The sequence below is a fragment of the Aquabacterium sp. genome, from assembly GCF_004297345.1.
Classification (GTDB): domain Bacteria; phylum Pseudomonadota; class Gammaproteobacteria; order Burkholderiales; family Burkholderiaceae_C; genus Aquabacterium.
In genome coordinates, this window is record NZ_SCTN01000291.1 from 1 (window position 1) to 17,369 (window position 17,369).

General features: G+C 63.1%; 18 protein-coding genes. 9 read left to right on the forward strand and 9 right to left on the reverse strand.

Translation table 11 applies throughout. The features are described 5' to 3' along the window. Positions 1-297 precede the first annotated feature (297 nt). A complete protein-coding gene (locus EPO09_RS10120; RefSeq protein ID WP_290642713.1) occupies positions 298-804 on the forward strand; it encodes an Lrp/AsnC family transcriptional regulator in 507 nt (168 codons plus the stop codon). Here the strand turns inward: EPO09_RS10120 and EPO09_RS10125 are convergent, their stop codons facing one another. From EPO09_RS10125 to ttcA, 4 genes are all read right to left on the reverse strand, one after another. Further along, positions 805-1,653: a J domain-containing protein gene (locus EPO09_RS10125; protein WP_290642715.1), complete on the reverse strand. Its 849-nt coding sequence runs from the start codon at positions 1,651-1,653 to the stop codon at positions 805-807. A gap of 77 nt (positions 1,654-1,730) precedes the next feature. Next, a complete protein-coding gene (gene glmU / locus EPO09_RS10130; protein ID WP_290642716.1) occupies positions 1,731-3,125 on the reverse strand; it encodes a bifunctional UDP-N-acetylglucosamine diphosphorylase/glucosamine-1-phosphate N-acetyltransferase GlmU in 1,395 nt (464 codons plus the stop codon). A 19-nt stretch (positions 3,126-3,144) separates the two neighbouring features. Beyond that, entirely contained in the window at positions 3,145-3,777 is a 633-nt protein-coding gene (locus tag EPO09_RS10135) for a DUF4136 domain-containing protein (RefSeq protein ID WP_290642717.1), read from the reverse strand. 14 nt (positions 3,778-3,791) lie between these two features. After that, positions 3,792-4,793 carry a tRNA 2-thiocytidine(32) synthetase TtcA gene (gene ttcA / locus EPO09_RS10140; protein WP_290642719.1) on the reverse strand — a complete coding sequence of 334 codons (1,002 nt, stop codon included), beginning with the start codon at positions 4,791-4,793 and terminating at the stop codon, positions 3,792-3,794. A 375-nt stretch (positions 4,794-5,168) separates the two neighbouring features. On the opposite strand from ttcA, the gene EPO09_RS10145 reads away from it, so the two are divergent. Then, the gene (locus EPO09_RS10145) at positions 5,169-6,419 is read left to right on the forward strand and encodes a lipase family protein (RefSeq protein WP_290642721.1); all 1,251 of its coding nucleotides are present in this window, start codon (positions 5,169-5,171) and stop codon (positions 6,417-6,419) included. A 7-nt stretch (positions 6,420-6,426) separates the two neighbouring features. Here the strand turns inward: EPO09_RS10145 and EPO09_RS10150 are convergent, their stop codons facing one another. The 3 genes from EPO09_RS10150 to EPO09_RS10160 are packed head-to-tail and all read right to left on the reverse strand — an operon-like array spanning position 6,427 to position 8,658. Continuing rightward, on the reverse strand, positions 6,427-7,464 hold the full coding sequence (locus EPO09_RS10150; protein ID WP_290642723.1) for an AraC family transcriptional regulator: 1,038 nt from the start codon (positions 7,462-7,464) through the stop codon (positions 6,427-6,429). 25 nt (positions 7,465-7,489) lie between these two features. Next, positions 7,490-7,861, reverse strand: a complete 372-nt coding sequence (locus EPO09_RS10155) for a dihydroneopterin aldolase (RefSeq protein WP_290642725.1) — start codon at positions 7,859-7,861, stop codon at positions 7,490-7,492. Continuing rightward, the gene (locus EPO09_RS10160; RefSeq protein ID WP_290642727.1) at positions 7,852-8,658 is read right to left on the reverse strand and encodes an SDR family oxidoreductase; all 807 of its coding nucleotides are present in this window, start codon (positions 8,656-8,658) and stop codon (positions 7,852-7,854) included. Before EPO09_RS10160 ends, EPO09_RS10155 begins: the two co-directional genes overlap by 10 nt. A gap of 125 nt (positions 8,659-8,783) precedes the next feature. On the opposite strand from EPO09_RS10160, the gene EPO09_RS10165 reads away from it, so the two are divergent. From EPO09_RS10165 to EPO09_RS10185, 5 genes are all read left to right on the forward strand, one after another. Next, positions 8,784-9,863, forward strand: a complete 1,080-nt coding sequence (locus EPO09_RS10165; RefSeq protein ID WP_290642745.1) for an SAM-dependent methyltransferase — start codon at positions 8,784-8,786, stop codon at positions 9,861-9,863. A gap of 210 nt (positions 9,864-10,073) precedes the next feature. Continuing rightward, a complete protein-coding gene (locus tag EPO09_RS10170) occupies positions 10,074-10,823 on the forward strand; it encodes a PEP-CTERM sorting domain-containing protein (protein ID WP_290642729.1) in 750 nt (249 codons plus the stop codon). A gap of 82 nt (positions 10,824-10,905) precedes the next feature. Beyond that, positions 10,906-11,841 (forward strand): UDP-3-O-acyl-N-acetylglucosamine deacetylase, encoded by a 936-nt coding sequence (gene lpxC / locus EPO09_RS10175; RefSeq protein WP_290642731.1) that lies wholly within the window; start codon positions 10,906-10,908, stop codon positions 11,839-11,841. A 6-nt stretch (positions 11,842-11,847) separates the two neighbouring features. Beyond that, positions 11,848-12,036, forward strand: coding sequence for a hypothetical protein (locus tag EPO09_RS10180; protein ID WP_290642733.1), 189 nt, complete (start codon positions 11,848-11,850; stop codon positions 12,034-12,036). Between the two features lie 155 nt (positions 12,037-12,191). After that, complete coding sequence (locus EPO09_RS10185; protein ID WP_290642735.1) at positions 12,192-14,087, forward strand: propionate--CoA ligase; 1,896 nt, start codon at positions 12,192-12,194, stop codon at positions 14,085-14,087. Between the two features lie 31 nt (positions 14,088-14,118). Here the strand turns inward: EPO09_RS10185 and EPO09_RS10190 are convergent, their stop codons facing one another. After that, complete coding sequence (locus tag EPO09_RS10190) at positions 14,119-15,369, reverse strand: polyhydroxyalkanoate depolymerase (protein WP_290642738.1); 1,251 nt, start codon at positions 15,367-15,369, stop codon at positions 14,119-14,121. Between the two features lie 150 nt (positions 15,370-15,519). Between EPO09_RS10190 and EPO09_RS10195 the strand changes: the two genes are divergently transcribed. After that, on the forward strand, positions 15,520-16,296 hold the full coding sequence (locus EPO09_RS10195) for a glutathione S-transferase family protein (protein WP_290642740.1): 777 nt from the start codon (positions 15,520-15,522) through the stop codon (positions 16,294-16,296). Positions 16,297-16,310: 14 nt separating this feature from the next. Here the strand turns inward: EPO09_RS10195 and EPO09_RS10200 are convergent, their stop codons facing one another. Further along, entirely contained in the window at positions 16,311-16,745 is a 435-nt protein-coding gene (locus tag EPO09_RS10200; RefSeq protein ID WP_290642742.1) for a cupin domain-containing protein, read from the reverse strand. Between the two features lie 97 nt (positions 16,746-16,842). Here EPO09_RS10200 and EPO09_RS10205 point away from each other — a divergent pair. Next, positions 16,843-17,369, forward strand: a 527-nt coding sequence (locus EPO09_RS10205) for a YecA family protein (RefSeq protein WP_290642743.1), incomplete at its 3' end; no start/stop codon positions are given.

A 17,369-nucleotide genomic window follows, 5' to 3' on the forward strand; every position in this document is an offset into this window, starting at 1 on the left:
CGGCCAACTGCGCCGTTCGCGCAGCACGGCGACGCCGCAGGAGTCATAACCACGGTATTCGAGGCGCTTGAGGCCTTCAACCAGAACTGGAACGATGTTGCGCGAACCGACCGCGCCGACGATGCCACACATAGATCAAGACTCCCGCTTGTGCAGTGCAATACAGGCTGTGATCCTATCTACGTTCTCTAGATATGTTCTTTCAATTTTTGGCTATTTTTGGCAAAACAATCCACACATGAAATAGTTGACGAATACTCAATCAAATATTGATGATTATTGGAATAATATTCCAGCATGTCACTCTACCCTGCCCAACTGGACACCATCGATCAACAACTGTTGAGCCTGCTGCAGCGGGACGCAAGCCTGTCAAACCAGGCTTTGGCCGAGCTGGTCGCGCTGTCACCGGCAACCTGCCACCGCCGGGTGCGCCGCTTGAAGGACGAAGGTTTCATCGAGCAGCAGGTGGCCATCCTTTCGTCAGAGAAAATGGCCGAGGCACTGGGCTGGGGGCTGAGCGCCCTGGTCGAAATCAGCCTGGATGTGCAGACCCAGGAGGCGCTGGACACCTTCGAACGCAAGGCCGCGGCAGAGGCCGAGGTGCAGCAGTGCTGGCGCGTGTCCCCCGGCCCGGACTTCATCCTCGTCGTGCAGGTGGTGGACATGCCGGCCTATCAGGAACTGGCCCGGCGGCTGTTCACGCAAGACAGCCAGGTGCGCAATGTGCGGGCCTTTTTTGCCGTCAAGCGCGCCAAGTTCGGCTCACAGTGGCCGCTGCCGTCCGTGAGCCTGCCGCGTTGATCAGGGCCTGGATTTGCCCTTTTTGCTGGGCGGCGGCTCCGGCGCCAGCGGGTCGATCAGCTGGGTATCCACGCGCAGATTGAGTGGCTTGCCATCCAGTGGATGATGCACATTGCCCCTTGATGCGCCACGCGCGTTCTGCGCGGTAACCGGTGGCGTGGCGCCGTCGCCATCCAAGGTAGGCAATACGCGCATCAACTCTTCGTCGGACATGCGAGACAGCTCCTCCACCGTAGGACGGCGGCGGCCCGTTGTCGCAGTCGCTGCAGGGTTAGAGGTCGATGCATGCTCGACAGCCTGACGCCGAGCGGCTGCAGGCGGCGGCACATCCGACACCTCAGGCTCAGCCTGAGTGAGCCGCTGATCGGCACTGCGTGCGTACTGATCGGACAGCGCCTTCTCCATCTGCTGCTGGCCGGACATCTGCCAGATCGCGCCCGCCGTGACCAGCACCAGCAGTGCCACGGCACCGCCGCCCACGATCATCACCTGCCGGCTGGGCGGCCAGAAGGTCTGAGCCTTGGGGGGCTTGGGCGGCAACCAATCCATGTCGACACGGGTATTGGGCGCCTGCGTGGAGGGCTCAACATAGGCCGAATGGGGATCGTCCACCGGCACGCGGGCATGTGCTGGCGCCAGCGTGGCGTCGTAATCCTGACGCAACTTGGGGTCGATCAAGACCTCGTAAGCCGTATTCAAAGCCGCCATCTGCTCGTGCATGGCGTCTTCGGGCCCCGTATCAGCACCCTGGCGATCAGGGTGCAGCTTGGTGGCCAACGCCCGGTACGCGGCGCGGATCACTTCCGGCGGCGCGTCCTGGGAGACTTTCAGGCGGTCGTAGTGGTTCACGGCTGAGGGGTCCTGCAATCTTGGTCGTTGGGACCAGATATTAGCGGCTCAACACGCCGCGTTACACCAGTAGCACCTCAGCGCTTGATTTTTTGCGGCCTTTGCCACCCGGATAGCGACACCTGTTTGGCGCGCGCCACTGTCAAGGCGCCTTCGGGGGCGTCCTTGCTGATGGTGCTGCCGCCGCCAATCGTGGCGCCATCGCCCAGCTTGATCGGCGCGATCAGCACGCAATTGGAGCCCACATGCACGTCGTTGCCGATCACGGTGCGGTGCTTGTTGGCCCCGTCGTAGTTGGCCGTGATGCTGCCGGCGCCATAGTTCACACGCTCGCCCACATCGGCATCGCCCAGGTAGGCCAGGTGGTTGGCCTTGGCGCCGTTGGCCATCGTGCTGTTCTTGACTTCGACAAAGTTGCCGATGTGCACTTCCTGGCCGAGTTTGGCGCCGGGGCGCAAACGGGCGAAGGGGCCGATCAGCGAGCCATCGCCCACCGTAGCACCGTCCTTGTCGCCATCGATGTGGGTGAAGGGGTGGATGACCACACCATTGCCGATGAGCGCATTGCGGATCACGCAGTTGGCACCGATCTGCACCTCGTTGCCCAGCGTCACGTTGCCCTCGAACACGCAGTTGACGTCGATGTCGACATCGCTGCCGCATTGCAGGGTGCCGCGCAGATCAAAGCGAGCCGGATCGGCCAGGCGCACGCCCTGCTCCATCAGCTTGTTGGCCTGTGCGCGTTGATGACGGCGCTCCAGATCAGCCAGTTGCAGCGGGCTGTTGACGCCCAGCACTTCCACCTCGTCGCGCGGGTGCGCCGCCACCACGCCCACGCCATCTGCACGGGCCATGGCGACCACATCGGTGAGGTAGTACTCGCCTTGGGCATTGTTGTTGTCCAGGCGGCTTAGCCAACCTTTGAGCAACTTGGTGGGCGCGGCCATCATGCCGGTGTAGACCTCGTTGATGGCGCGTTGCTCGGCGCTGGCGTCCTTGTGCTCGACGATGGCCAGCACCTGCTCGCCCCAACCGTCACGCACGATGCGGCCATAACCTGTGGGGTCATCCAGCTTGATGGTCAGCAAGGCGAGTTGCTTGCCGCCGCAGGCATCGATCAGCGCCTGCGCGGTGCTGGCTTCGATCAGGGGCGTATCGCCGTTGAGGATCAGGGTGATGCCATCGTCAGGCAACACGGGCACGGCTTGCTGCACGGCATGGCCGGTGCCCAGTTGGGGCTCCTGGCGCACGAACTGCAAAGGTGCTGTGGCAAACGCCGCCTTCATGGATGACTCGACCATCTCGGCGCCATGGCCCGTGATCACCACCTGCTGTGCAGCAGCCAAGGTGGACGTGGTGGCGATGACGTGAGACAGCATCGGGCGCCCGGCCAGCTTGTGCAGCACCTTGGGACGCGCCGATTTCATGCGGGTACCCTTGCCCGCAGCCATGATGACAATGGAAAGCGACATGTAAAACCTGTTTGTTGGATCAGCGATTGTCGTCGGGAATCGTGACAGTCACCGCACGCGGGCTGACCGCCTGATACGGGAAATCCTTGAGCGCAGCTTCAAAGAGCCACGGATAGAGCCGGTCATCGACCACGCCTTGGCGGTCATAACGGGCATGGGTTTCGTACAGCATCTGTTTGCTGCGGCGATCACGGATGAGCATGTCCACCGTCATCACCACCCAGGGTGGATCCATGGCCAGCGACATGGACAGGCCACCTCGGCCACCGCCCCACCAGCCGCCCACACCAGGCCGCCAAGGCCCATAAGGACCCCAGAAGGGATCACGGTAATAGGCGCGCTGCTGGTCAATCTGGACGCGCACGCCCACCTGCACGCTCACGTCAGCCTTGTCTGCGTCAGCAACCTGCTCGAAACCAGCCGCGGCCAGGGCTGGCTGCGCAGCGGCTTCCAGCTTGTCTTGCAGCTCAGGTTTGGTCTGCTGGGAAGGCAGGCGTTCGAACACGTAATGGCCACCCGGCTTGCGCCCGTCCGGCCAGGCGCCTGTGCTCGACACCTGACTGGTGATGAGCTGCGGCCCAGCGCAGGCCGTCAACAGCGCCGCCGCCGCGCACAACAAGGGCTTGCAGATGCGTGTGGCAAGCCCTGGCATGAGGCTCATCCTGATCAGCCAGCCTTGCGGATGCTGATGGTGGACAGCGAGACCTTGGTTTCGGCCGGCAGGCCATCGCTCGGGTCGCCACAGCCTTCGTCTTCATCAAAGGCGATGTCGCCACCCTTCATGGGCGTGCCGGTGGCCTTGATGGTCTCGAAGGGGTAGAGCTTGCGGTCCATCATGTGCGAAGGCACGATGTTGGACAGAGCCGTGAACATGTTGTCCACGCGGCCGGGGAATTTCTTGTCCCACTCGTTGATCATCTCGCGCATCTGCTGGCGCTGCAGGCCTTCCTGGCTGCCGCACAGGTTGCAGGGGATGATGGGGAACTGGCGGTGCTCTGCGTAGGTGGCCAGATCCTTCTCGCGGCAATAGGCCATGGGGCGGATCACCACGTGCTCGCCGTTGTCGGTCACCAGCTTGGGCGGCATGCCCTTGAGCGTGGAGCCAAAGAACATGTTCATGAACATGGTCTGGAGGATGTCGTCGCGGTGGTGGCCCAGGGCGATCTTGGTGGCGCCCACTTCGGTGGCCACGCGGTAGAGGATGCCGCGGCGCAGGCGTGAGCACAGGCTGCAGGTGGTCTTGCCTTCAGGGATGACCTTCTTGACCACGCTGTAGGTGTCCTGCTCTTCGATGCGGAAGGGCACGCCCACCTTGGTCAGGTACTCGGGCAGCACGTGCTCGGGGAAGCCGGGCTGCTTCTGATCCAGGTTGACGGCGATGATCTCGAACTTGATGGGCGCCCGCTTTTGCAGGTTCATCAGGATGTCGAGCATGCCGTAGCTGTCCTTGCCGCCGGACATGCACACCATGACCTTGTCACCGTCTTCAATCATGTTGAAGTCGGTGATGGCCTGGCCCACTTCGCGGTGCAGGCGCTTGCTGAGCTTGTTCATCTCGAAGGCGTGCTTCTTGGCGCGCGCTTCGTCGGCCACATCGGCAATGGCCGAGGGCGAGCCAGATTCGACCACCAGGGCCGCCTGGGCGAACAACAGGGCGTCGTCAACCATGCGCACTTCCTTTTCAGGGGTCACAGAGCTCAGATGGGATTCGTGGAGGGCAGCTTGGGTCATAGCCTTCCATTTTCGCCGATCTGCCCGATTTGCGACAGCTTTTCCGGGGGAATACCCCCTCAGACGAGGTAATCCGTCACCGGCGCAAGCCGAATCCAGGTAAACGGACACCAAGCAACGGATCGCGGGTCTTTCCGGATATCGGGCGCCGACAGCACGACGGGGCTAACCCTTGGCCTGCGCGCTCGCACATCAGATCTGCATGTTCGCCCAATACGCCCAGCCCCCCGGCCCGGAGGATCAAACCGTGACCCGCTGAGGTCCTCTCGACCTGCCACCAAGGCAGCCTACTTCTTACCTCCGGATAGAAAAATGCAGAGACAAACTCGACAGATCCTGAGCGCCTTGCTCGCCCCACTGGCCATGCTGACGTCCCAATGGGCTTCAGCGCAATCATCCCCCGCGATCTACCCACCGCCAGCCAACCCGGCCCCCTTGCCCCAGGCTGATGCCTTCTACAGCCCGCCACCCGCCAGCGATCTGTCCGCCGTGGCGCCAGGCACCTTGCTGCGCATCCGCGAGATCACCGCCAAGGCCTATTACCTCTTCCCCGTCAAAGGCCAGGCCTGGCAGGTGATGTACCGCTCAACCAACCGCAGTGGCGAGGCGATTGCCATGATGGGCACGGTGCTGGTGCCCGAGAACGCGCCCATCACCGGCCGCAAGCTGATGGCCTACAACGTGGCCTATGACGCGCTGACACTGCGCTGTGCGCCGTCTTATTCCTTCGTGAAGGGCGCAGCGCTGGAGCAGGCACTCATTCAAGGCGCACTGAAAAACGGGCTGGTGGTGATGGCGCCGGACTATGAGGGCTTGAAGTCTTACTGGACCGATGGCCTGATCTCCGGGCAAGGCGTGCTGGACGGCATCCGCGCCGCAGAGAACTTCCAGCAAGCAGGCCTGAACGGCGCCAGCACCCCGGTTGTCATCACCGGCTACTCGGGCGGCTCGCTGGCCTCCACCTGGGCCAATGAGCTCTACAAGAGCTACGCGCCGGAGCTGAACATCAAGGGCGTGGCCGCTGGCGGTGTGCCGGTCGACCTGGGCAATGTGGCGCGCAAGGTGGATGGCACCTTGTTCGCGGGTGTGTACTTCGGCGCGGTGGCGGCGCTGGCCAACTCCTATCCGGAAGTGGACCCGGCCTCGCTGGTCAATGCGAAAGGCGCCGAGATGCTGGTCAAGGCGCAGGACATGTGCCTGGGCCAGTTCCTGACGGGCGCGCCTGACCCGCTGACCGCCTTCGCTTTCCAGAAGATGAAGAACCTGACCGTGGTACCCGATCTGCTCGCCGTGCCCCGCGTCAAGGACGTGATCGCCAAGAACCGGCTGGGGCAACGCTTGCCAGGGGCGCCGCTGTATATCTACCAAGGCACCATTGATGAGTTGATGCCGATTGCCGACGTGGATGCATTGGTGAAGTCGTATTGCAGCAAAGGGGTGAAGGTGACCTACCGCCGCAGCATCAACGACCACCTGCTGCTGGCGGTCACGGGCTGGGGCAAGGCGCTGGATTTCCTGATGGACCGTCTGGATGACGTGCCCGTGACCAGCACCTGTCAGTAAGCCCTCATCAGCGCTGACCGCTCAAGCGGCGTCGGAACTCACCCGGCGCCTGCCCCGTCCAACGCTTGTAGGCATGCTGGAAGGCGCTTTGATCCGAGAACCCCAGCCTGGCGGCCACGGCCGTCAATGACAGGCTGGGGTTGCTCAGGTGATGCTCGGCCAGGCGATGGCGCACACGGTCGAGCAACTCGCGAAAACTCAGGCCATGCTGGGCCAGGCGATCCTGCAAGGTGCGCGGCGCCATGTTGACCGTCTCGGCCGTTTGCTGCAACGTGGAGCGCCCCTGCTCCAGGCCTTGCGCCAGCACCCATTCGAGGTGCGCCAGAAAGCCCAGCTCCTCACCCAGCAAGCGCGTGAGTTCGGAATCAGCTTGCTGACGCAGCGAGGCGTGCACCTCGCGATTGCGCTGAACCACAGGCAGGCTCAAGTAAGCCACCGGGATCACCATCTGGTTGAGCGCCTGCCCGAACTGCACTTGCCCACCAAAGGTCTGCTGCAGGCAGCTCACCACCTCGTCGGCCGGGCGCTCGAAAGTGAAGCGCACATCGACGACCAGATCATCGCGCTCCGTCAGCCAGCGCGCGTGGTTCGCCCACAAGGACATCGACAGCAAGATGGCATCGACCGGCGGCGACGCGATCAGCGGGCGCCAGGTCAGGCTGCAGAAATCCCCATCAATGTGGAAGTCCGCGGCATTGACGCTGTCCAGCAACTGCTCGTAGCGCTGCAGGATCAACGCCGCCGCGCCCACCGAATCGCAGGACATCAGCAAAAAGCCCAGCAACCCCAGGTGCCTGGCCTTGATCGTCGAAGCCAGGCGCACGGCAAAGGCCGGATCACCCAGCGCCACGCTGGCCTTGCGCAGCAAGTGGAACCACTCGCTCATGGACAAGCGCAAAGGCCCTTCAGCCCGCCGAAGCCCCTCAACCCAATCCGTGCCGAACACAGGCACCGGGTCACACCCATGGGCCTCCAGGTACTCCAGCACCGCCAAGGCGTAGCTGAGACTGGCACTGCCCTCGCGTGTGGGTGCGGCGGATCCCATCTGCGGGCCTGGTTGCGGGCTCAGCTCACCACTGCCCGGTTTCCATGCGGATGGCGACTTCGCAGTCTTCGAAGATCTCCAGCTTGGCGATCTTCACGCGCACGCCGAGCACGCCAGGCAGCTCCATCAGGCGCTTGCACAGCTTGCCGATCAGCGTCTCCAGCAGGTTCACGTGCACGGCTGTGCAATCCTCGATGATGATGGCGCGCACCTTGCGGTAGTCCAGCACATTGAGGATCTCGTCGTCGTGCGGCAGCAAGGGCTGGCTGCCCATGTTCAGCTCGGCATCGACCTGAATGGGCTGCGGGGTGCCGATTTCCTGCTCGAGCACGCCCAGGTTGGCGTCAAAACGCAGGCCGGTGAGCTTGAGGATCTGGTTGCCTTTGGTCAGGGACATGGGGCGTCTCGCATCATTGAAAAATCGCGCTCGAAGCGCTGAAGGTGCTGGCCACCATCGACCAGCAGCGTGGTGCCAGTCATGGACTGATTGGCCAGGGCAAAGGCCACGGTGGCGGCCACATCTTGCGGCGTGGAAGACCGCCCCAGGGGGGACATCTTGTGTACCTGCTCGAACTGCTCACCCTTGAGCCACTCGCTGGTAAGCGTGAGGCCGGGCGCCACACCCACCACACGCACACGCGGCGCCAAAGCCAGCGCCAGCAAGGTGGTAGCCGACTCCAGCGCGGCCTTGGACAAGGTATAGCTCAGGAAATCCGGGTTGGGGTTCCACAGCTTTTGATCCAGCATGTTGACAACGGCCCCGTGCGCGCCACGCGCTGCCACATGTTCAGCCAGCATCTGCGCCAGCACAATGGCCGGCGCCGTGTTGGCGCGCATGTGTTTTTCCAGCATGGCGTAGCTGAAGGATGCGGTGTTGTCGTACTCGAATGTGGAGGCGCTGTTGACCAGGGCGTCCACGTGGCCGAGGGCCGCCACCGCTTGCGGCAACAGCTCGCGCACCGCAGCTTCGTCAGACAAGTCGGCGCACTGCACACAGGCCTGGCGGCCCAAGGCGCGGATCGCATCAGCCGTGGCATCCGCCTCGTCACGCGAGTGGCGGCAATGCACAGCCACATCCCAGCCCTGGCGAGCCAGCGTCAAGGCGATCTCACGGCCCAGGCGTTTGGCCGCGCCAGTCACCAGCGCCACCTTGCGAACGGGGCTTTCAGGCAAAGAGGCAGAAGAATCTGACATGGGCTTTCTACAATCGGGGCATGCGCAGCCCAACGAATCCGGACCACAGTGTAGTGGCCGCCCCTCTCACCAACCACCCACTGGCCGATCTGATCGCCCATGAAATCCGTGAACGCGGGGGCTGGATGCGCTTCGAGCGCTTCATGGAGTTGGCCCTTTATGCGCCCGGTCTAGGTTATTACAGCGGCGGCCGCCGTGTGCTGGGCCACCGCCCGCAAGACGGCTCCGACTTCGTCACCGCGCCGGAACTGACACCGCTGTTTGGCGAAACCCTGGCCCGCCAGCTGATCCAGGCGCTGGAAGCCACCGGCACCGACGAGATCTGGGAGTTCGGCGCCGGCACCGGCGCACTGGCTGTGCAATTGCTGGGCGAACTGGGCGACCGCATCAAGCGCTATACGATCGTGGATCTGTCCGGCAGCCTGCGTGATCGCCAACATCACAACATCGTCAAGGCGCACCCGCAGATGGCGCACAAGGTGATCTGGGCAGACAGCCTGCCTGACGAAATCAATGGCGTCATCGTCGGCAACGAGGTGCTGGACGCGATCCCCGTGCATTTGCTCGCCTGGAGCGGCAAGGCCTGGCAGGAACGCGGCGTGGCGCTGTCACCTGAGCCAGAAATCGCCAGCCGTTTTGTCTGGTCGGATCGCCCGGCCCCCGAGGGCGTTCGCCCCCCCACCGAGCACGAAGATGACCTGTATGTGCCAGGCACCGTGACCGAAACGCATGGCCAGGCCGAGGCCTTTGTGGCCACGCTGGCGCAGCGCATGAGCAAGGGCGCCGCCTTCTTCCTGGATTACGGCTTCCCGGAATCCGAGTACTACCTGCCCCAGCGAACCGGCGGCACCCTGATGTGCCACCACGCCCACACGGCCGACCCCGATCCGCTGCAGATGGTGGGCGACAAGGACATCACCACCCACGTGAACTTCACCGGCATCGCCCTGGCAGGCCAGGAGGCGGGCTGGGAGGTACTGGGCTACACCTCGCAAGGCCGTTTTCTGACGAACTGCGGCTTGGCGGAGTCCCTGGCCAGCACCGGCCAGGCCAGCACCGCCGCAGAACTGAAATCCCGTGCCGCCATGCAGATGCTGGTAGCCGAGCACGAAATGGGCGAGCTCTTCAAAGTGATCGGCTTCGTGAAAGGCACCTGGTTTGATGCCATCGGTTTTTCACACGGGGACCGTACGCACACGCTTTGAAAGGGCTTACCCCATGAGACTTTCGGACAAGTAGTGGGGCATCTGTTTTGCAGGGTGGAAAGTTGTCAAAAAACGCAACAAATCCACCGAGTCAGGGGGAATATTTTTCCCCTGGAAAGCGCGAACATTCGTCCATGTTCTGAGGGCTTAGATTCTTCGCCGTTTTCAAAGAGCCCCAGCCTCAGTCCAACCTTTACCCGAATCATCGCCATGTCCGTCAAACATTTTGCTGCCGCAGTCGCTTCGCTGGTACTCGCCACCGCAGCCCAGGCCACGTCCTCGGTCAGCTCCAGCCTGACTGACTTCAGCTTCACGGTTGACCAGGGCGGTTTCGGCTGGACCCGTGAAGTCGGTCAGAACTACAGCATGTACGCTGTGTCCAGCGACGCTGCCTTCTACGTCTCGTCGCCGATCGACCAGGCCGGCGGCTGGGGCAAGATGTTCGACACCGCATCGGCCAGCACCACGCTGACCAACGCTGTGGCATCCGCCTCGGTTGGTCGCAACAGCCTGACTGCCCTGGTGACCACACCGGCAGCTGGCGGCAGCGCTTACGCCACCGCTCAATGGAACGGCATGTTCGACCTGGGCGAAAACAGCAAGGTGACCTTCAGCTGGAAAGAAGCCCAATCCGGCAGCAACAGCGGTGCCCTGGGCAGCTTTGGTTACTCCATCATCGGTTTCGGCGATGGCTACCAATCCGTGAACCACTATTACTCTGATGCCAGCGCCAACTGGAGCACCGTTGACCACGGCATCACCTACACCTTCTGGCAAGCTGGTGACACCCACTTCGCCTCCCTGAGCAGCACGGACGCCGTCAGCAGCCTGAACTTCCACGCTCGCGTTGAAGTGGCTACCAACGACATCGCCGCCGTGCCCGAACCCGAATCGATGGCGCTGGCCCTGAGCGGCTTGGCCGTGGCTGGTTTCCTGGCCCGTCGCCGCCGCCAGAACTGAGATCAGCGCCCGAGAGGGCGCCTCGCTTCCAGCAAAGCCCGCGTCAGCGGGCTTTTCCGTTTCTGCCGCGATAATGTCGCCCATGCTGCAACAACGCACTTTGAAATCACTGACCCGTGCCGTTGGCGTTGGTCTGCACAGCGGCCAGCGTGTCGAACTGACACTGCGCCCTGCTCCGGCCAACACCGGCATCGTGTTCCGCCGCGTGGACCTGGCGCAGCCAGTGGACATCCCCGTGAACACCCAATCCGTGTGTGATTGCCGCATGGCCACGACCATCTCTCCGGGGGGTGATCCGGATGCAGCCAAGGTCAACACCATCGAGCACCTGATGTCGGCCTGCGCCGGTCTGGGGCTGGACAACCTCTACGTGGACATCACAGCCGAGGAAGTGCCCATTCTGGACGGCTCTTCGGCAGCTTTCGTGTACCTGCTTCAAAGCGCGGGCATCGAGTTGCAGAAAGCCCCCAAGAAGTTCCTGCGGGTGCTCAAGACCGTCGAGATCCGCGAAGGCGAAGGCCGCAACCTGAAGTGGGCCCGCCTGGATCCCTACAACAGCTACAAGCTGGCCTTCGAGATCGATTTCGATCACCCCGCGGTGGACCAGACCGGCCAGCGCGTGGAGTTCGACTTCGCATCCGGCCAGTACAAGCGCGACATCGCACGTGCCCGCACCTTCGGCTTCACCAAAGATGTGGAGACCATGCGCGCCCGTGGCCTGGGCCTGGGCGCCAGCATGGACAACGCCATCGTGGTGGACGATTACCGCGTGCTCAACAGCGACGGCCTGCGCTACGACGACGAGTTCGTCAAACACAAGATCCTGGATGCCATCGGCGATCTGTATGTGGTGGGCCACCCGCTGCTGGCGGCCTACACGGCCTACAAGTCGGGCCACGCGCTGAACAACAAGCTGCTGCATGTGCTGCTCGCACAAAAGGACGCCTGGGAAATCGTCACCTTCGAAGACGAAGCCAAGGCGCCGCGTGGCTTGTCCGAACTGGCGCCGGCCTGGTAAGCCACCATGGGCGCCGTCTTCCGCTTGCTGACACTGCTGCTGATTGGCAGCTTCGGCATCTGCATGGTGCTGCACACCTTGACCGGCGAGGCCATCTGGCGCCAACGCGCCATGCAGGTGCTCAAGTGGGGCGTGGTGCTGGGGCTGAGCTTCTTTGGCCTCTTCATCCTGCGCAGAGCGGCTGTTTTCATTTAAGGTTTTTTCAGGGCCACACCCCCGCTTTTCAGGACGTTTTCACCCCTGGCTCCCATCTCTATGGGGATACCCCTCACTTGAGGGGTCATTTGGAAAATCTAGTATGTCGGTTCATAACAGATGGCGTGTGAAGCACACACACCAAGGGAATCGACATGAGCTACGCAGCGGTATACAAGCGGTCGGTCACCGACCGTGATGCGTTCTGGGCCGAACAGGCAGAACGCATCGAGTGGCACAAACCCTTTGAGCAGGTTTGCGATCACAGCAAACCGCCTTTTGTGACCTGGTTCGGCGGTGGGCAAACCAATCTCTGCCACAACGCCGTTGACCGGCACGTCCCCCATCGCCCCGATCAGCCCGCGCTGATCTACGTGTCCACCGAAACGGGCAAGGAAGAAACCACCAGCTACGGCCAGCTCTTCGTTGAAGTGCAACGCATGGCCGCCATTCTCAGCGGCATGGGCGTGGGCAAAGGCGATCGCGTCCTGATCTACATGCCCATGATCCCCCAGGCCGTGATCGCCATGCTGGCCACGGTCAGGCTCGGCGCCATTCACTCCGTGGTGTTCGGTGGTTTTGCCGCGCACTCGCTGGCCACGCGCATTGACGACGCCAAACCCACCGTGATCGTGACGGCGGATGCAGGCTCACGCGGCGGCAAGATCATCGCCTACAAGCCTTTGCTGGACGAAGCCTTGAGCCTGTGCCAGCAACCCGTCAAGCACGTGCTGCTGGTCAACCGTGGGCTGGCACCAGCCAATATGGTCGCGCCACGCGATGTGGACTACGCAGCCGCACGCAAGGAAGTGCTCGACGCCAAGGTGCCATGCGAATGGGTGGATTCAGCCCACCCCAGCTACACGCTCTATACCAGCGGCACGACCGGCAAGCCCAAGGGCGTGCAGCGCGATACAGGTGGTTATGCCGTGGCCCTGGCCACCTCGATGGCACAGATCTACTGCGGCAAGCCCGGCGAAACCTTCTTCTGCACCAGCGACATCGGCTGGGTGGTGGGCCACAGCTACATCGTCTACGGGCCTTTGCTGGCCGGCATGACGACCATCATCTACGAAGGCTTGCCCATTCGGCCCGATGCGGCCATCTGGTGGTCGCTGGTCGAGAAGTACAAGGTCAGTGTGATGTTCTCCGCGCCCACGGCCATCCGCGTGCTCAAGAAGCAGGATCCGGATTGCCTCAAGCGCCACGATCTCTCCAGCCTCAAGCACCTGTTCCTGGCAGGCGAGCCGCTGGATGAACCCACCGCGGCGTGGATCGGCGAGGCCATCGGCAAACCCATCATCGACAACTACTGGCAGACCGAAACCGGCTGGCCCATCCTGAGTCTGGCGCGCGGCGTGGATCCGCAGGCCAAGACCCGGCTCGGCTCGCCCGGCATCCCCATGCCCGGCTACAAGGTCAAGCTGCTGGATGACATCACAGGCGAAGAGCTGACCCAGCCCAATCAGAAGGGTGTGCTGACCATTGAAGGCCCGCTGCCTCCAGGCTGCATGCAGACTGTATGGGGCGATGACGAGCGCTTCGTCAAGACCTACTGGAGCACGTTTCGCAACCAGCAGGTCTACAACACCTTCGACTGGGGCATCCGCGATGAGGACGGCTACTACTTCATCCTGGGCCGCACGGATGACGTGATCAATGTGGCCGGGCATCGGCTGGGCACACGCGAGATCGAAGAGGCCGTGAGCAGCCACCCGAGCGTGGCCGAAGTGGCCGTGGTGGGCGTGGCCGATGAAGTGAAAGGTCAGGTGGCGCGCGCCTTCGTGGTCGCCCGGGACGCCAGCCGCGTGGCCGACGATGCGGGGCGCAAGGCACTCGAAGCCGAGATCATGGCCACGGTAGATCAGCAGATCGGCGCCGTGGGCCGCCCCGCCCGCGTGCACTTCGTCAATGTGCTGCCCAAGACGCGTTCGGGCAAGCTGCTGCGCCGCGCCATTCAGGCGGTGTGCGAGGGCAGAGAGACCGGAGATCTCACCACCATCGAAGACCCGACGGCACTGCAGCAGTTGCAGGACGCGGTCAAGCGCTGAGGCGTCGGGCCCCTCGCAAGAGCCCGGCACTTCAAGCCGCTGTCTGGTAGATCACATCCCGCACGCGCGGGTAGATCTCGTTCTGCCAGCGGCGGCCGCTGAACACACCGTAGTGGCCTACGCCCGTCTGTACGTGGTGGGTGCGCCTGTAGGGCCGCACCGAGGTGCACAGGTCCTGCGCCGCCACCGTCTGGCCGACTGAGCAGATGTCATCGCGCTCACCTTCCACGGTGAACAAGGCCGTGCGATGGATGGCTTTGGGGTCCACCACGGTGTCTTTGAAACTCAGCACGCCACGGGGCAGGTCATAGGTCTGGAAGACCTTGCCCACCGTCTCCAGATAGAACTCGGCAGGCAGATCGGCCACCGCGAAATACTCTTCGTAAAAAGCCTTGGTGTGCGCCGCCTTGTCGTGCTCGCCGGCCGCGATGTGCGTGTACATGTCCTCGAAGGCCTTTTTGTGCCGCTCCTGGTTCATGCTCATGAAAGCCGTGAGTTGCACGAAGCCCGGATAGACCTTGCGGCCCGCACCACGCTGTGTCCAGGGCACCTTGTGGATCATGTTGTCCTCGAACCAGCTCATGGGCTGGCTGGTGGCCAGTTCATTCACACCCGTGGGGTTGACGCGGCAGTCGATCGGGCCGGCCATCAGTGTGAGGCTGCGAGGCTGTGCAGGGTGCGCATCCTGCGCCATGAGCGCCGTAGCGGCCAGCGCGGCCACGCATGGCTGACAGATGGCCATCAGGTGCGAGCCCGGCCCCATGCGGCCCAGGAAGCGGATCAGGTGATCGGTGTAATCGTCCAGCCCGAAAGCGCCGTGCCGCAACGGAACATCTCGCGCGTTGTGCCAGTCGGTGATGTAGACGTCGTGATCCTGAAGCAGCGTACGCACGGTATCGCGCAACAAGGTAGCGAAGTGGCCAGACATGGGTGCCACCAGCAGCACGCGAGGCTGCTCCGGCCCGCCTTCCTTGCGAAAGCGCAGCAAGGTGCCGAACGGCGTGCTCATCACCTTCTCTTCAGTGATGGCGTATTCGCGGCCCTGGCTGATCACGCTGGGTATGTCGAACGCGGGGCGCGTGTGAGTGAGCTTGAGGCGCGTGAACACCTCGTTGGCCGCCGCTAGGCTGCGTGCAAACACGCCGCCCGCCAGCAACTCTTCCATAGAGGATTGGGCCGGCCCGGCCGGCAGGATGTGGTGCAGGGCATCGGCCAGCCCTTGTGACATGACGCGCCACGGCTCCAACATCGTGTGCTGGGCCTGATAGGTCGAATAAAGCATGCGGTTCTCTTCGCAGTGACGCCCATCGGAGGCAACGCTACATGTTCTGCAAGTTGCGAGCCACCTTTGTTGAACGGCGAGCGTGTCACCACATGGCACAACGCTTGCAGGCTGAAGCGCCACGGCTTCACACCAGCAGAAGGAGACTCCATGGCCACCCTTGCCAAAGCACCTGCCAAAAAGGCAGCGGCGAAAAAATCCGCCAGCACCGCAGTGGCCAAAACCGGTAAAGCCCCCGTCGCCAAGGCACCTGCGGCCAAAGCCCTGACCGACACGACCACCACGCTGACCATCACCAGCAAGAACTACTCGTCGTGGTCCCTGCGCGGCTGGTTGCTGACCCGATTTGCCGGCCTGCCCTTCGAAGAACACGTGCTGCCGCCGGATGACCCGTCCACCCGCGCCGAGATCCTGCTGCTGTCTTCGTCCATCCTGGTGCCCTGCCTGGAGCACAAGGGCATCCGCGTGTGGGACACGCTGGCCATTGCCGAGTACCTCAACGAGGTCTGCCCCGACGCCCACCTGCTGCCGCTTGAGCCCAAGGCCCGCGCCCACTGCCGCGCCATCAGTGGCGAGATGCATTCCGGCTTCTCCGCGCTGCGCTCATCCCTGCCGATGAACCTGCGCAACCACTTCCCGAAGTTCAAGATCTGGTCGCGCGCCCAGGCGGACATCGACCGCATCACCGCCATCTGGCGTGACTGCCTCTCGACCTACGGCGGCCCCTTCCTGTTCGGCGCAGAGCGCACCATCGCCGACGCGATGTACGCCCCCGTGTGCACCCGTTTCCTGACGTATGACGTCAAGGTCGACCCCGTCAGCCAGGCCTACTGCGAACTGATGCTGAACCAGCCCGAGATGAAGGAATGGCTCAAAGGCGCCAAGTCGGAGCCCCTCGACATCGACGAGCTCGACGTGGAGTTCTGAATCCGACGCCCATCTCATGCCTCCGGGCCATCCCAGGGCGTGGAATCAGGGATCGGGCAGACGGCGGGCACGTCCACCGTCCGGAAATCAGCCGGGCTGACGATTTCCAGGTACTCCATGTCCGGCGAGTAATCGAACAGGTAATGGCGCACGCCGGGGCGCTGATGCACGCAATCGCCCGCCTGCACCAGGGTCTCCTGATCCTCGTACATGAAGCGGGCCCAGCCCTTGGTCATGATGACGATCTGGAAATCAGCCTCATGTCGGTGCCAGCCGGTGCCCTTTTCTGGCGCACTGTTCGCCTTGACGAGGTGCGCAATCACCTGGCCATTGGTCGCATCCTTGATGCCGAGGTCCTTGTAAAGAAAGAAATCGCGCAGGCCTTCGCCGCGCCACTCGGTGTCTTCGGTCCTGACATGGGAGAACTTGGTGGAAGTCGTATCCAGCATGGTGCAGCTCCTTTGCGCTCAATTGATCACCAGGGCGGCCACGCATAAAGTATTCCCGGCACAATGCAGGCTTTGACGCACCGAAATTGCCCCCGCCATGAAAAATACGCCTGCGCTGACCGACGCCGACATCAACGAAATCGACCTGCTGCTGGCCGCCGTGCCGGCGCCGTTTGAAACCGTTGACGCCGTGATCCTGGACGGCTACCTGGCCGGCGTGCTGGTGCAACCGGTTGAGTTGGCGCCTGAGCAATGGCTGCCGCCCATCTTCGGCACCGAAGGCATGCCCGAAGGCGGCATCGAGGGCTGGACGCAAGAGCAGCACGACAAGCTGATCGGCCTGATCACACGCCGCAAGGACGAGATCCTGCGCGGCATCCTGGAAGACGGCTGGTTCGACCCCATCATCCCGCTGATCGAGGATGACGATGGCAAGGTGCTGGAAGGCAAGGACGCCATGGAAGGCATCGGCTACTGGGCGGCCGGCTTCGAATGGGCGCTGGCCAACTTCCCGCAACTGGAAGACGCCGCCCTGCCCGGCGTGCCCGATCTGCTGGACTCCATCTGGCGCCACCTGCCCGAGCAGGACGAAACCCAGCAGGCCATGACCAAGGCCCTGGACGA

Bases quoted from the DNA above. Each gene is read 5' to 3' on its own strand.
- EPO09_RS10155 (WP_290642725.1), bottom strand. From the start codon at position 7,861: ATGTCCCTGACCAAAGGCAACCAGATCCTCAAGCTCACCGGCCTGCGT.
- EPO09_RS10120 (WP_290642713.1), top strand. From the start codon at position 298: ATGTCACTCTACCCTGCCCAACTGGACACCATCGATCAACAACTGTTG.
- EPO09_RS10160 (WP_290642727.1), bottom strand. From the start codon at position 8,658: ATGTCAGATTCTTCTGCCTCTTTGCCTGAAAGCCCCGTTCGCAAGGTG.
- EPO09_RS10180 (WP_290642733.1), top strand. From the start codon at position 11,848: ATGGGCGCCGTCTTCCGCTTGCTGACACTGCTGCTGATTGGCAGCTTC.
- EPO09_RS10145 (WP_290642721.1), top strand. From the start codon at position 5,169: ATGCAGAGACAAACTCGACAGATCCTGAGCGCCTTGCTCGCCCCACTG.
- EPO09_RS10150 (WP_290642723.1), bottom strand. From the start codon at position 7,464: ATGGGATCCGCCGCACCCACACGCGAGGGCAGTGCCAGTCTCAGCTAC.
- EPO09_RS10185 (WP_290642735.1), top strand. From the start codon at position 12,192: ATGAGCTACGCAGCGGTATACAAGCGGTCGGTCACCGACCGTGATGCG.
- EPO09_RS10135 (WP_290642717.1), bottom strand. From the start codon at position 3,777: ATGCCAGGGCTTGCCACACGCATCTGCAAGCCCTTGTTGTGCGCGGCG.
- EPO09_RS10165 (WP_290642745.1), top strand. From the start codon at position 8,784: ATGCGCTTCGAGCGCTTCATGGAGTTGGCCCTTTATGCGCCCGGTCTA.
- EPO09_RS10170 (WP_290642729.1), top strand. From the start codon at position 10,074: ATGTCCGTCAAACATTTTGCTGCCGCAGTCGCTTCGCTGGTACTCGCC.
- ttcA (WP_290642719.1), bottom strand. From the start codon at position 4,793: ATGGTTGACGACGCCCTGTTGTTCGCCCAGGCGGCCCTGGTGGTCGAA.
- glmU (WP_290642716.1), bottom strand. From the start codon at position 3,125: ATGTCGCTTTCCATTGTCATCATGGCTGCGGGCAAGGGTACCCGCATG.
- lpxC (WP_290642731.1), top strand. From the start codon at position 10,906: ATGCTGCAACAACGCACTTTGAAATCACTGACCCGTGCCGTTGGCGTT.
- EPO09_RS10195 (WP_290642740.1), top strand. From the start codon at position 15,520: ATGGCCACCCTTGCCAAAGCACCTGCCAAAAAGGCAGCGGCGAAAAAA.
- EPO09_RS10190 (WP_290642738.1), bottom strand. From the start codon at position 15,369: ATGCTTTATTCGACCTATCAGGCCCAGCACACGATGTTGGAGCCGTGG.
- EPO09_RS10200 (WP_290642742.1), bottom strand. From the start codon at position 16,745: ATGCTGGATACGACTTCCACCAAGTTCTCCCATGTCAGGACCGAAGAC.